The organism is Siminovitchia sp. FSL W7-1587, from assembly GCF_037963795.1.
GTDB lineage: Bacteria > Bacillota > Bacilli > Bacillales > Bacillaceae_C > Siminovitchia > Siminovitchia thermophila.
In genome coordinates, this window is sequence record NZ_CP150169.1 from 3,670,585 (window position 1) to 3,685,056 (window position 14,472).

General features: G+C 43.3%; 13 protein-coding genes. 11 read left to right on the forward strand and 2 right to left on the reverse strand.

Going from position 1 to position 14,472, the window contains the following annotated elements; translation table 11 throughout:
- Nucleotides 1-103 precede the first annotated feature (103 nt).
- The 10 genes from icd to NST31_RS17410 all read left to right on the forward strand — a co-directional run bounded on the left by icd (nucleotide 104) and on the right by NST31_RS17410 (nucleotide 12,752).
- Nucleotides 104-1,375 (forward strand): NADP-dependent isocitrate dehydrogenase, encoded by a 1,272-nt coding sequence (icd, locus tag NST31_RS17365; protein WP_077110095.1) that lies wholly within the window; start codon nucleotides 104-106, stop codon nucleotides 1,373-1,375.
- Nucleotides 1,376-1,493: 118 nt separating this feature from the next.
- On the forward strand, nucleotides 1,494-2,432 hold the full coding sequence (gene mdh, locus NST31_RS17370) for a malate dehydrogenase (protein WP_077110096.1): 939 nt from the start codon (nucleotides 1,494-1,496) through the stop codon (nucleotides 2,430-2,432).
- A 142-nt stretch (nucleotides 2,433-2,574) separates the two neighbouring features.
- Nucleotides 2,575-3,024 (forward strand): MaoC/PaaZ C-terminal domain-containing protein, encoded by a 450-nt coding sequence (locus NST31_RS17375; RefSeq protein ID WP_339162224.1) that lies wholly within the window; start codon nucleotides 2,575-2,577, stop codon nucleotides 3,022-3,024.
- Between the two features lie 752 nt (nucleotides 3,025-3,776).
- Entirely contained in the window at nucleotides 3,777-4,739 is a 963-nt protein-coding gene (hflK, locus tag NST31_RS17380; protein ID WP_339162227.1) for an FtsH protease activity modulator HflK, read from the forward strand.
- Nucleotides 4,739-5,674 (forward strand): protease modulator HflC, encoded by a 936-nt coding sequence (locus NST31_RS17385; protein ID WP_339165603.1) that lies wholly within the window; start codon nucleotides 4,739-4,741, stop codon nucleotides 5,672-5,674. Before hflK ends, NST31_RS17385 begins: the two co-directional genes overlap by 1 nt.
- A 475-nt stretch (nucleotides 5,675-6,149) precedes the next feature.
- Nucleotides 6,150-8,783, forward strand: a complete 2,634-nt coding sequence (gene polA, locus NST31_RS17390; protein ID WP_339162230.1) for a DNA polymerase I — start codon at nucleotides 6,150-6,152, stop codon at nucleotides 8,781-8,783.
- Nucleotides 8,784-9,408: 625 nt separating this feature from the next.
- Nucleotides 9,409-10,239, forward strand: a complete 831-nt coding sequence (gene mutM, locus NST31_RS17395; protein ID WP_339162232.1) for a DNA-formamidopyrimidine glycosylase — start codon at nucleotides 9,409-9,411, stop codon at nucleotides 10,237-10,239.
- Nucleotides 10,240-10,334: 95 nt separating this feature from the next.
- Nucleotides 10,335-10,964 (forward strand): sporulation membrane protein YtaF, encoded by a 630-nt coding sequence (gene ytaF / locus NST31_RS17400; protein ID WP_077110103.1) that lies wholly within the window; start codon nucleotides 10,335-10,337, stop codon nucleotides 10,962-10,964.
- Nucleotides 10,965-10,982: 18 nt separating this feature from the next.
- Nucleotides 10,983-11,585, forward strand: coding sequence for a dephospho-CoA kinase (gene coaE / locus NST31_RS17405; RefSeq protein WP_339162234.1), 603 nt, complete (start codon nucleotides 10,983-10,985; stop codon nucleotides 11,583-11,585).
- Between the two features lie 138 nt (nucleotides 11,586-11,723).
- Nucleotides 11,724-12,752, forward strand: coding sequence for a glyceraldehyde-3-phosphate dehydrogenase (locus tag NST31_RS17410; RefSeq protein WP_077110226.1), 1,029 nt, complete (start codon nucleotides 11,724-11,726; stop codon nucleotides 12,750-12,752).
- Nucleotides 12,753-12,780: 28 nt separating this feature from the next.
- Here the strand turns inward: NST31_RS17410 and NST31_RS17415 are convergent, their stop codons facing one another.
- Complete coding sequence (locus NST31_RS17415) at nucleotides 12,781-13,197, reverse strand: hypothetical protein (protein ID WP_339162236.1); 417 nt, start codon at nucleotides 13,195-13,197, stop codon at nucleotides 12,781-12,783.
- A gap of 56 nt (nucleotides 13,198-13,253) precedes the next feature.
- The gene (lepB, locus tag NST31_RS17420; protein WP_339162237.1) at nucleotides 13,254-13,802 is read right to left on the reverse strand and encodes a signal peptidase I; all 549 of its coding nucleotides are present in this window, start codon (nucleotides 13,800-13,802) and stop codon (nucleotides 13,254-13,256) included.
- A 208-nt stretch (nucleotides 13,803-14,010) separates the two neighbouring features.
- On the opposite strand from lepB, the gene nrdR reads away from it, so the two are divergent.
- Nucleotides 14,011-14,466 (forward strand): transcriptional regulator NrdR, encoded by a 456-nt coding sequence (gene nrdR / locus NST31_RS17425; RefSeq protein ID WP_077110107.1) that lies wholly within the window; start codon nucleotides 14,011-14,013, stop codon nucleotides 14,464-14,466.
- Nucleotides 14,467-14,472: the final 6 nt, after the last annotated feature.

The following is a 14,472-nucleotide window of genomic DNA, read 5'->3' on the forward strand; positions in this document are numbered from 1 at the left end:
TGCTTAGATTTTTACAAGATCTTTTGATATGATAGAACGGGGAAAAGGTTAGAAGCATCACCATCGCTTTCTAACCTTTGATATTGAACTTGGAGGGATAAAATTGACACAAGGTGAAAAAATCACAGTAACCAATGGGGTATTAAATACGCCGGACAACCCAGTTATTCCTTTTATCGAAGGGGATGGAACCGGTCCTGATATTTGGGCGGCCGCTCAACGTGTTCTGGATGCCGCTGTAGAAAAAGCTTATGCCGGGAAACGTAAAATTGAATGGAAAGAAGTATACGCAGGGGAAAAAGCTTTTAACAAATTCGGCGAATGGCTTCCTGAGGAAACATTGGAAACGATCCGCGAATATCTAATTGCTATTAAAGGTCCGCTCACTACGCCAATCGGAGGCGGCTTTCGCTCTTTGAACGTTGCGCTTCGCCAAGAACTGGATCTGTTTGTATGTCTTCGTCCGGTAAGATACTTTGAAGGAGTACCTTCTCCGGTAAAACGTCCCGAAGATACAGATATGGTTATTTTCCGTGAAAATACGGAAGACATTTATGCCGGAATCGAATACCAAGCCGGTACAGAAGAAGTTAAAAAAGTGGTAGATTTCCTGCAAAATGAAATGGGCGTCAATAAAATCCGTTTCCCTGAAACATCAGGCATCGGAATCAAGCCTGTTTCCCAGGAAGGGACAGAAAGACTTGTCCGGGCGGCGATCAACTATGCCCTTAAAGAAGGACGCAAATCTGTCACTCTCGTACATAAAGGAAACATCATGAAATTTACAGAAGGGGCCTTCAAAAACTGGGGCTACGAACTGGCTGAAAAAGAATTCGGCGATAAAGTATTTACATGGGATCAATATGACAAAATAAAAGAAGAGCAAGGAGCGGACGCTGCGAATAAAGCACAGGCTGATGCGGAAGCGGCTGGAAAAATTATCGTTAAAGACGCGATTGCCGATATCTTCTTGCAGCAAATCCTTACCCGTCCAAGAGAATTTGACGTGGTTGCCACGATGAACTTGAACGGTGACTATATCTCTGATGCTCTCGCTGCTCAAGTAGGCGGAATCGGAATTGCTCCTGGAGCCAACATCAACTATGAAACAGGCCATGCCATTTTTGAAGCCACTCATGGCACAGCACCAAAATATGCGGGCCTAGATAAAGTGAATCCATCTTCCGTCATTTTGTCCGGAGTGCTGATGCTTGAGCACCTCGGCTGGGGAGAAGCAGCCCAATTGATTACCAAATCAATGGAAAAAACAATCGAATCCAAAGTCGTTACATACGACTTCGCCCGTCTCATGGATGGAGCGACAGAAGTAAAAACCTCCGAGTTTGGAAATGCATTGATTGAAAACATGGATTAATCTTTCCTGATTCGAATGGAATAATTTTAGGGCTATTGGGGCTATAGAGCTACACACTTTTAGGCTGTTCAAAGAACGGCCTAAAAGTGTGGAAAATTAAAGAAAGAAGGGAACTTCCATGTCAATGAAACGGAAAAAAATCTCGGTAATCGGTGGAGGATTTACGGGAGCTACCACTGCATTTTTAACGGCGCAGAAAGAACTTGGAGATGTTGTACTCGTCGACATTCCACAAATGGAAAACCCGACGAAAGGAAAAGCGCTGGATATGTTGGAAGCGGGTCCTGTACAAGGTTTTGATGCCAACATCACCGGGACTGCCAACTATGAAGACACGAAAGATTCCGATGTTGTCGTCATTACGGCTGGTGTCGCCCGCAAGCCAGGCATGAGCCGCGACGATCTTGTCCAAACAAACCAAAAGATCATGAGAAGCGTTACTCGGGAAATTGTTAAGTATTCACCAAACTGTATCATCATCGTTCTAACGAATCCGGTAGATGCCATGACGTACACAGTTTACAAAGAATCCGGTTTCCCGAAAGAGCGAGTCATTGGACAATCAGGTGTCCTTGATACCGCGCGTTTCCGTACATTTGTTTCTCAAGAACTGAATATATCCGTAAAAGATATTACCGGCTTTGTTCTCGGTGGACACGGCGATGACATGGTGCCGCTCGTCCGATATTCCTATGCCGGCGGTATTCCGCTTGAAAAGCTGATCCCGAAAGATCGGCTCGATGCCATTGTAGAACGCACAAGAAAAGGCGGCGGTGAAATTGTAAACTTGCTGGGTAACGGAAGTGCCTACTATGCCCCGGCTGCCTCTCTCGTTGAAATGATTGAAGCCATTATCAAAGATCAACGAAGAGTTCTGCCAGCGATCGCGTATCTTGAAGGAGAGTTTGGGTTTGAAGGCATATATCTCGGCGTTCCTACGATTCTCGGCAAAAATGGCATTGAGCAAGTGATTGAACTTGATCTGACTGAGGAAGAAAAAGCTGCATTAAACAAATCTGCCAATTCCGTTCGCGAAGTTATGAACGTTCTTGAGTAGAATGCTCAACTAAAAAGCCCTGTTACCCTCGAATGAACCTTTTCATTCGGGGGATTATTTTTTAGTCTTTGTTTTTTAAAAAAGACATGATATGATGTTCAAAAGAGATTTGTAAGCGCTTATAAACACGGAGGTGTTCTTATTGTTACTTGGGAAAAAAAGAAAGCTCGGGAGACAGATTGGAGAATTAACAGAAGGTGAAAAATTAAAACTGACTGAAAAAATCGAAGATAAGGATCTACTGTTGTTTCTAGGTCTAACGAATGATGCCAATCCTCTCTATATCCAGCAAGACTATGCTTCCCAAACGCCATATAAGAAACCTATCGTTCCTTCCGTTATGCTGACGGGGATTATTACCTCTGCTATTACGAAATTTTTACCCGGTCCGGGATCCCATGTTCTTAAGCAAGAAATTGAATTTGTCAAACCAGTTTATCATTATGCAACGGTTGAGTTTTTATTTGAAGTCGCACATGTCGACCGCGAGGCACATACAGTGACAGTAAAAGTCCAAGGAACGGACGAAAATGAACAAACCGTTATTAAGGCTGCGATTCTTGTAGCCCCTCCCCATGGAAATGAAAGCTAATGAATTCATATGGAAACAGGCAAATGATACCTATTCAGACAGGCCCAACGGTCTGTTTTATTTTTTGTGAACAAAAATAGGTCAAAATGCTTTCCGAAAAGGGTATATCCAGTTTCGGCGTATGGATGGGTCGTCCAAGTGCGTCCCGATCGGTAAGAACATCGCCGTATGGACAGGTTGTCCAAGTGCGTGCGAATCGACAAGGAAAATCGCCATATGGATGGGCCGTCCAAGTGCTTGGTAAAATCGTTAAGGCCATCGCCGTAAGAGTAGGTCGTCCAAGTTCGTGGCGAAATCGTTAAGGCCATCGCCGTAAGAGCAGGGGCCTCCAGTGAGTGCGAGTGTAAAGACCATCGGCGATTGAGCCTTCTCGCCGGATAGGTGTTCAATAGGTCTCATAGGCGGAGAACAAGAGGGTTCGTAACATCCAATCTAAGAAAAAGGACACGCTTTCCAAAACATAGCGGTTTAGGCGCCAGAGACGAATGGCCCAAGCTTTAATCAACAAGGTTTTATTGACGGCACTGTTTTTATTTGAGGAAACGATGCAAATTTCCAAGATCCGTTTTTCTACAGGAATTGTACATGAGCCAGGAAATTGGCAGTTTTCTAGGATACGTCATTTTGGTTCTCTGCCAGTCCTTGTATTAACTTGTGCTTTCCTCATTTTGAAGGTCAATCAATTCACCGAAACTTTTTTCCCATACTTCCGTAATACAATATAAGAGAATATAAGAAAGGAACGTGGAGGTATGAGTTTAAAGAGGATATATTCTGTCATCGGCATGGCTATAGCAGGGATCGTTCTGACTGTCTCCTTGTTTACATCTTGGTACACGTTAGGAGAGTCGGACCAGGCTGTTATACTGACATTTGGAAAAGCAGAAGATACGGTCACAGAGCCAGGACTCCATTTTAAGCTGCCTTGGCCGATACAGAACGTAGAAAAGCTGGCCCGCGAAACGATGAGCCTTGAGTTTGGTTATAAAGAAGAGAACGGCAAAAAGGAAAAGTTCTCGGATGAAACAAAAATGATTACAGGTGATGAAAACATCGTCTATGCCGATCTTGTTGTACAATGGAAAATTACGGATCCGAAAAAATACTTATTCCATTCCGAAAACCCGAAAGAAGTTTTATACGATGCGACATCCGCTTCTTTAAGGAGCACTATCGGCAGTTCAAAAATAGACGATGCTCTAACTTCCGGAAAAGCGGAAATTGAAGGAAGCGTCCGGGAATTACTAACCTCCCTGATGGATAAATATGATATTGGGATTTCCATTTTGGCGGTCAAATTAAAAGATGTGGAATTGCCCAATAAAGAAGTACGCAGTGCTTTTACAGCCGTGACCGATGCCCGGGAAACGATGAATACGAAAATGAATGAAGCAAAAAAATATGAAAATCAGCGATTGAATGAGGCGGAAGGTGAAAGAGCAGCCATTATGCATAAGGCTGAAGGGGAGAAAGCGGCCCGTTTGGAAACAGCCCGCGGGGATGTAGCTGTTTTTAATAAATTATATGAACAATATAAATCCAGCCCGGAAGTAACGAGGGAGCGGCTTACAATTGAAACACTCGAGCAGGTGTTGCCCGGTGCCGAAATATATATTATGAACGACGATGGCAGTACAATGAAATATTTCCCGATTCGGCCATTGGAAAAAGAACAACAGCCGAAAAAATCCGATGAATCGAAGGGAGATGAATAATATTGGACAAAAAAGTGGTCGATTTTAATGAGCGCAAGCCTGTGGATATTCAATGGCGCAAATATACGAAAATAGGTATCTTTATTCTTATCATTATTTTATTGCTTGTACTACTTGTTTCAAGCTTGTTTATCGTCAGAGAAGGCGAATATAAAGTTGTCCGACAGTTTGGTGAGGTAGTAAGAATCAAGACAGAGCCGGGGCTTTCCATGAAAGTGCCATTTATCCAAAGTGTCTCCACTTTGCCGAAATACCAAATGACATATGATGTTTCCAGTGCAGAAATTAATACGAAAGATAAAAAACGGATGATCATTGACAACTATGCCCTCTGGAAAATCGTTTCTCCTAAAAAAATGATTACAAACGCGAGAACGGTAGAGAACGCGGAATCAAGAATGGAAGAGTTTATTTACTCTGTCATCCGAACCGAATTGGGCCAACTGAATTATGATGAAATCATAAATGACGAGAAATCGTCACGGGGTAGTCTGAATGACCGAGTAACAGAAAAGGTAAATGAACTTCTCGCCAATGATGAATATGGAGTCGTTGTAACAGACGTCCGCATGAAGCGTACGGACTTGCCAAATGAAAACGAGAATTCCGTCTATACGAGAATGATTTCCGAGCGAGAGTCCACAGCCCAGGAATATTTATCAAAGGGTGACGCGGAAAAGAACCGAATTACCGCGGAAACGGATCGGAAAGTTCGTGAAATGCTCTCCAAAGCCCAGGCAGACGCGGAAGTAATCCGCTCCGAAGGGGAAGGAGAAGCTGCTAAAATGTATAATGAGGCTTTTTCAAAGGACCGGGAGTTTTATCAACTATACCGTACTCTTGAATCTTACAAGAAAACGATCGGAGAGGATACTGTGATCGTTCTTCCGGCTGATTCCCCATATGCACGCCTGTTGATGGGCTACACACAATAAAATAGCAGGGTCTTTATCTTCTGGTGAAGCAGAATCCGATCGTCTCGTTGGAAAGTTCAGACAAGCGACGTCCTCAAAAAACTTACGACGCTGTTGTGATGCGGTTCCGTTTGCGCTCGCACATCCTGTATGTTGCACCAGCCCCATGAAAAAGAAGAATATTTCTTCTTGTGATATGTCGCCGCTCTTTTCTTGTCCTGTCGGCCTGAACGAACCGATTTTACTGGCGGATAGGCTTTTTCGACTTACTTAGGCTAGGAGTATAGCTGTGAGAAAAAGCGGGATAAAGGTGGCCGTCGGACTTTTGGGCCGGCGGCTTTTCTTCATAAAAGAAACTTTCTTTTACAGCCACATTCATCCAGTATTTCTCATCTCTTTATCATCTTCCGAAACGAATTTTTCACTTTCACCATTCCACGTGCTAGAATAAATATATTGATATGTTGGACGAGCTGGAACATTGGGAGGGTTTGTTGTGAAGAAAAAATTAATGCTGATCGACGGAAATAGTGTCGCCTATCGCGCTTTTTTTGCGTTGCCGCTGTTGAACAATAACAAAGGCGTATATACGAATGCGGTATACGGTTTTACCACCATGCTGATGAAAGTCCTTGAAGAGGAACAACCAACACACATCCTCGTCGCATTTGACGCGGGAAAGACGACTTTTCGGCACAAAACATTTCAAGAGTACAAGGGAGGACGGCAAAAAACGCCACCCGAATTGTCCGAGCAGTTGCCGTTTTTACGTGAACTGTTGAATGCTTATGGTATTAAACAGTACGAATTGGAAAATTATGAAGCGGACGATATTATCGGTACGCTGGCTGTCGAAGCAGAGAAAGATGGATATGAGGTTAAGGTTATTTCGGGTGACAAAGATTTGACGCAACTCAGCACGGATCATGTCACAGTAGGGATTACGCGAAAAGGTATGACGGATATAGAGAACTACACACCTGAGCATGTGATGGAAAAGTACGGGCTCACTCCTGGACAAATCATTGATATGAAAGGATTAATGGGAGACCAATCTGATAATATCCCTGGTGTTCCTGGAGTTGGAGAAAAGACGGCCATAAAACTGTTAAAAGAATTCGGGACATTGGAAGCCTTGCTCGACTCGATAGACCAGGTGAGCGGCCCCAAACTGAAGGAGCGTTTAACGGAGCATAAACATTTGGCCATACTGAGTAAAAAGCTTGCTAAGATTGAAACCGCGGCTCCAGTAGATATTTCAATGGATGAGATAGAATACAAAGGTTACGATCCAGCCGACTTGAAAGCAGTGTTTCAAGAACTGGAATTTAATTCTCTGTTGGACAAAATAGAAGGTGGAGATTCGCCTGAAGAAAGTACAGAATTAAAACAAGTCGAATTTACAACTGTGGAAACGATCAATGAGGATCTTTTCTCAAATCAAATGGCTTTTTACCTGGAAGTACTCGAAGAAAATTATTATACAGGTGAAATTGTCGGGTTCGGGCTGGCGGATGAAAACGGACCGGTGTTTTTACCGGCAGATATCGCCTTGCAATCAGCGTCCTTTAAAAAATGGGCTGAAGATGATACACAGAAAAAGTTGGTTTATGATGCAAAGCGCTCCATTGTAGCGTTAAAAAGGCGCGGCATTGAATTAAAAGGCATCGAATTTGATCTGCTGCTGGCGTCTTATTTGCTGAACCCTTCCGAATCAACAACTGATTTTGCGGGAGTAGCCAAACGCCACGGCTTCACGGATGTGGAAACAGATGAAGTTGTTTACGGCAAAGGGGTCAAGAGAAAAGTAGCAGAAAAAGAAGCGCTCGGCGAACATTTGGCAAGAAAAGCGCTTGGGATTCATGCTTTATACAAAACATGTCTCGATGAATTAAAAGAAAACGAACAGTTAAAATTGTTTTACGAGCTGGAGCTTCCGCTGTCACTTGTCTTGGCGAAAATGGAATACACAGGTGTAAAAGTGGATGTCGGACGGCTGAAAAAAATGCGTGGCGAAATGGCGGAGCGGCTTACTGATATAGAAGCCAAAATTCATCATTTGGCCGGACAGGAATTTAACATTAATTCACCGAAGCAGCTCGGGGTCATCCTCTTTGAAAAGCTTGGACTTCCAGTCATTAAAAAAACAAAAACAGGCTATTCCACAGCTGCGGATGTTTTGGAGAAGCTGGCACCTTCACATGAAATCATCCAGGAAATTTTAAACTACCGCCAGCTTGGAAAGCTGCAATCAACTTATATTGAAGGTTTGCTTAAAGTGGTACAAAAAGACACCGACAAAGTACACACCCGATTTAACCAAGCTTTAACACAAACAGGAAGACTCAGCTCTACAGATCCCAATTTGCAAAACATCCCGATCCGGCTTGAGGAAGGGCGGAAAATTCGCCAGGCATTCATCCCGTCCCAGAAAGACTGGGTGATTTTTGCAGCGGATTATTCGCAAATTGAATTGCGTGTCCTCGCCCATATTGCGGAGGATGAAAATTTAATCGAGGCCTTTCGCCAAGATATGGACATTCATACAAAAACCGCGATGGATGTGTTCCATGTCAGCAAAGAGGAAGTCACCCCTAATATGAGGCGGCAGGCAAAAGCAGTAAACTTTGGAATCATATACGGAATCAGCGATTACGGTTTATCGCAAAACTTGGGAATTACAAGAAAAGAGGCCGGAAAATTTATTGAGCGCTATTTGCAAAGTTTTCCGGGTGTGAAAAATTATATGGAAGACATCGTGTTGGAAGCAAAGCAAAAGGGCTATGTATCCACTCTTTTGCACCGGAGAAGATATATACCTGAAATTATGAGCAGAAATTTTAATGTGAGAAGTTTTGGCGAACGAACCGCCATGAACACCCCCATTCAAGGAAGTGCGGCCGATATCATTAAGAAAGCGATGGTCGAGATGGCGGAAAAACTGGAAGAAACCGGGCTTCAAGCGCGCCTCCTGCTCCAAGTACATGATGAGTTAATCTTTGAAGTGCCTAAAGATGAGATAGAAAAATTAAAGGTACTTGTACCAAGCGTCATGGAAAACGCGTTGGAGCTGAAAGTTCCGCTGAAAGTGGACTATGCGTACGGACCGACATGGTACGATGCTAAATAAGGTGAAACAGCAATCAGCTGGGAGGCCCACCACAGGATGTGGGGGAATACAGGCCAGGCAGTACCACACGGTACGGCGCCAGCCGCATTTTCCCATTGATAGAAATAAAATCGAAAGCCGCTATTGGCAAGTGTAAGCAGCGACGTCCGCTTTACTTGTACGCTACATCCTGGCCCTGTACGTCGCAAAGCCTTTGTCGACTTCTTGAATAATTGGACACTTTTATTGGGTGAGATGTGTCACTGTCGAAGTTTTTTCCTGTCCTGTCGACTTTTACTGGCGATAGCTCCTCCCATTTCCAATCTTGCTTTACCGGGAATTCTTGAAGTGAGGGGGCTTGTTGCCAGTTAATACTGGATAAGGCGAAACTTCAATCAACGTGTGTTTTATTTGTGAAACCACTCGAGCTATGCTGGGAGATGCTCCTCACTTTACCAATTGAAGTGGAAGTCGTACTGCCAGTTAATGCTGGATAAGGAGAAACTTCAATCAACGTGTGTTTTATTTGTGAAGCACTCGAGCCATGCTGGGAGATGCTCTTCACTTTACCAATTGAAGCGGAGGTCGTACTGCCAGTTAATGCGGGAAAAAAACAGAACCAGAAAGACAACGGGGGGAAGGATCGATGCCGGAATTGCCTGAAGTGGAAAATGTGTGCCGCTCTTTATTAAAGCTGGTAAAGGGGAAAACAGTGGAAGATATACACATTGGGTGGCCCAAAATCATTCATTATCCACTGGAAATCGAGCAATTTCAAGACGCGTTGCGCGGGCAGACGTTTCGTGGACTTAATAGAAAAGGAAAGTTCCTTGTATTTGAATTGGATGACTATTCGCTTGTCTCCCATTTACGTATGGAGGGGCATTACAGCGTTCATAAAAAGGGTGATCCATCCGATAAGCATACACACGTTGTGTTTTGTCTGACGGATGGAGAGGAATTGCGTTACCGTGATGTCCGCAAGTTCGGGACAATGCATTTGTTTAAAAAAGGGACGGAGCAAGGCCAGCTTCCGCTCTCCAAGTTGGGGCCAGAGCCTTTTTCCGCTGATTTTTCCGCCGAATATTTAATGGATCGTCTCAAAAAAACCGACCGGATCATCAAGGCGGTACTGCTCGATCAAGCGATCGTCGCCGGCCTCGGGAACATATATGCGGATGAAGTCCTGTTCAGAGCCGGCATTCACCCGTGCCGGAGGGCAAAAACGATAACGGAAGAAGAAGCGCGGGTGCTGACAAGCCAAATGATTGAAACGCTGAACGAAGCCATAGAAGCCGGAGGGAGTTCTGTCAATACGTACATGAATTCTCTAGGCTTGGCCGGCTCATTTCAAAATAACCTTCACGTTTATGGAAGAAATGGCCAAGAATGTGTAAGCTGCGGTACACTGCTTGAAAAGATCAAAGCTGCAGGAAGAGGAACCCATTTTTGTCCATCATGCCAAATAATTGAATAAATGCCTTGAGGTGTGTTACGCCCAAATGTGATTAACCATCAGCCAGCTCATTTCATATACTGATTTACCGACATTGAAGGGAAAGGAGCTGGCCGATGAGCTACATCTCTCTTTTATTGCTTGCGGTTGCAATCAGTTTGGATGGATTGGGCACCGGATTCGCATATGGCCTTAGGAAAATGAGAATACCATTTAAATCCATTATGATAATCGCATTTTGTACCGCCCTTTCACTTGGCATCGCCATGTTGTTTGGGCAGTTCATTCAAAGTTTTTTATCGCCGCTTGCTGCCAGCCGGATTGGCGGCATGATATTGATTATCATCGGCAGTTGGATCATATTTCAATTTTTTAGATCAGAAATAGAACATTCGGGGTCGCATGAGAAATTTGAATTTAACTGGGAAATTAAATCGCTCGGCATTGTCATTCACATTTTGAAAAAGCCGACACGAGCAGATTTTGACAGTTCGGGCACGATCACCGGACTGGAAGCGATCATGCTTGGTGCCGCCCTTTCTCTTGATGCTTTTGGGGTGGGGATCGGTGCGGCCATGCTTGGTTTTAGTCCTTTGCTTTTATCCGGGGCTGCTGCCTTGTCAGGTGTTCTTTTTTTAAGTGCCGGGCTTGCTCTTGGCAAGTTATTCTCTCATATGAAAGCAATGCAAAAAATCACTTTTTTTCCGGGGTTATTACTCATACTAATTGGCATTTTAAAAATGTAGTGGAAAGAGGCTAGTTTCATGGCATTGATCATAGGTTTAACTGGAGGAATCGCAAGCGGCAAAAGCACTGTTTCCCAAATGCTTGAACAACGCGGATTTACAATAGTTGATGCAGACCTCGCGGCAAGAAAGGTTGTCGAACCCGGAGCATCCGCATATAAGCAGGTGGTAAGTCGATTTGGCGAGGGCATTATACAAAATGACGGGACACTCAATAGGGAAAAGCTTGGAACTATTGTATTCAATGATGAGGAAAAAAGAAAGAAGCTGAATGCCATCGTACATCCCGCTGTTCGGGAAAAAATGAAAGAGTGGCAGGAAGCGGCCATTCAAAACGGAAAAAAAACAATCATTTTGGATATTCCGTTATTGTTTGAAAGTAATCTCCTTCATATGGTCGATAAAACGATTGTCGTTTACGTTGACGAAGAAACACAACTCCGAAGACTTATGGAAAGAAATTCGTTCAGGGAAGATGAAGCCCGGGCACGGATCGCATCGCAACTGCCATTAAGACAGAAAAAGGAAATGGCCGATGCTGTGATTGATAATAATGGTTCGCTCAGTGAAACAGAAAGACAAGTCGAAGTCCTCATTAAAAAATGGAAAATGGTACCTTAAACAGGAGTGGATGGGCGCTCTTGTTTTTGGTTAAGATAACAGACACATTTTATTGTTCCTTTTTATGATAATTATGTTATACTAATTACGATAATATGAAATTACAGTATAACACTATATAGGGGGCTCCCGGTAATGATGAAGGCTAATGTTGCGATTAATGGATTTGGCCGTATTGGCCGCATGGTATTTAGAAAAGCGATCATGGAGGACCGTTTTAATATCGTGGCGATCAATGCCAGTTATCCGCCTGAAACGCTTGCCCATCTTATTAAATACGATACAACTCACGGAAAATTCGAGGCTGATGTGCAACCGAAAGAACAAGCCCTTGTAGTTAACGGCAAGGAAATTACATTGTTAAATAACCGCAATCCTCGTGAACTTCCGTGGGATGAATTGAATATAGACATTGTCATTGAAGCGACGGGAAAATTTAACGCTCGTGACAAGGCTGCAATGCATCTTGAGGCCGGTGCCAAAAAAGTCATCTTGACCGCGCCAGGGAAAAATGAAGATGTTACAATTGTGATGGGAGTAAACGAAAACGACTTAAACATTGATAAGCATGACATTATTTCAAATGCTTCCTGTACGACTAACTGTCTTGCGCCTGTAGCAAAAGTACTGGACGATTCATTCGGAATCGAGAATGGTTTAATGACAACTGTTCATGCTTATACAAATGACCAAAAGAACCTTGATAACCCGCATAAAGACTTGCGCCGTGCCCGAGCATGCGCTCAATCCATCATTCCCACAACAACCGGGGCTGCAAAAGCTTTGTCGCTTGTCCTCCCTCAATTAAAAGGGAAGTTACACGGAATGGCACTTCGCGTACCAACACCAAACGTATCGCTTGTAGATCTAGTTGTGGATGTAAAACGCGAAGTAACCGTACAAGAGATCAACAATGCGTTTAAAAAAGCGGCCAATGGTTCTTTAAACGGTATATTGGAATTTACAACAGAACCACTCGTCTCGATTGATTTTAATACAAACCCGCACTCTGCGATTATTGATGGACTTTCCACAATTGTCATGGAAGGAAAAAAAGTCAAAGTATTGGCTTGGTATGATAATGAGTGGGGATACTCTTGTCGTGTAGTGGATCTCGTTACTTATGTAGCATCCTTACTAAACAAAAAAGAAGTAAAAGCTGGTTAATTTAGGGTTTTCTAAAAAGCCCTTAAAATCAATCAGGCGGAAAAATCTGTTTGTCTGCACCGACCTGTTGAAATGAGAAACATAAAACACCTTCGGACGTGTATGTTGAAATAACATGCGCCATTCCGAAGGTGCTTTTAGTAAATACGGCATGAAATTCTTTCAAGGTCAACCTTGCCATCAAGTGTGAAAAATCGCAAAAGCGGTTACCAAACCCCTGCGAACCGCACCTAAGAAAAAAATCGCAAAAGCGTCCCAAACCCGGCTGGTCGTAGCCGTCCAAGGGAAGAAAGCCCAAACCCGGCCATCCATCTGTTTTATCGTGTCCGTCCAACGAAGGAACTCGATAAGCTTCCACCAATATAAAGCCTGTTCGAAAAAGCTTCATCAATGTAAATAGCTTTCCGATAATAACGGGCAACATTGGCCAGCCTCTGCTCTTCATTACCGATTTTCCTTCTCGTCTTATACCTCAATAGCAGGCTGCTATATGAACCGTCATTAGCTGGATGGCCCAAATGCTTCAAATGGATAAATGCGGAATTTTACTTCGCCAATCACAGCATCATAAGAAATGAGCCCGAATGTACGGCTATCCTTGCTGTTTAAGCGGTTATCGCCCATCACGAACAACATTTGTTCCGGAACCTTGGCTTTTCCAGTTTTCTCCAGCAAAGAAAAGTCCTCGGTCAGTTTATGAAATGGATTGTTTTCTTTATTTTCCGTTAAATACGGCTCCTTGAATCGCTTTCCATTGATATAAAGAGTGTCATTTTTCATTTCAATGCTGTCTCCCGGAAGTCCAATGACACGTTTAATATAGTGCTCATCTTCGTTATCCGGCGCATCAAAAACAACCACATCAAACCGTTGAATTTTGGAGGTTTTGCTAATGATTACCTTGTCGTGATCCTCAAAGGAAGGCGACATGGATTCTCCAAATACAGTGATGGGCGAGAAGAGAAATTGTCTGCAAACAAGTGTGATAATAACTGCAAATGCGAGTGATTTCATCCAGGAAACTATTTCTTCCTTAGTGCTTTCTTTCAAAGGACTCCCCCTCCAAATTTCCTATTTATATATATTTACTGTACCATATCAATCCGTATAAACAAGATATTTTATGTATCATTTTTCCTTTTATGCTGTTTTACTGAAAAGCTTTTCAAGGCAATCCCCTGCCTCCCGTTTTTCTCCTTTTTCTTTCCTCTTCAATTGCTGTATAATGGGAGAAGCACACTGGAACGGAGCTGAGAAGATGAAATGTCCTTCATGCAAGCATAATGGTACACGTGTCGTAGACTCGAGACCGGCGGACGAATGGAGGTCCATCAGAAGAAGAAGGGAATGTGAACGCTGTTCCCACCGCTTCACCACCTTTGAAAGAGTCGAAGAAATGCCTCTAATCGTCATTAAAAAAGAAGGGATACGTGAAGAATTCAGCCGTGAAAAAATTTTACGCGGTTTGATTAGGGCTTGTGAAAAACGCCCTGTCACCCTTGATCAGCTTGAAAAAATTACAAATGACATTGAAAGCGAACTGCGCCGTCTGGGCCAGCCTGAAGTGAAATCCGAAATAATCGGAGAAATGGTTATGGACAAGTTGGCAAAAGTGGATGAAGTGGCATACGTCCGCTTCGCTTCCGTATATAGACAGTTTAAAGATATTAATGTATTTCTTGACGAGTTAAAAGAATTGATTAAAAAAGATTAGTGAAAG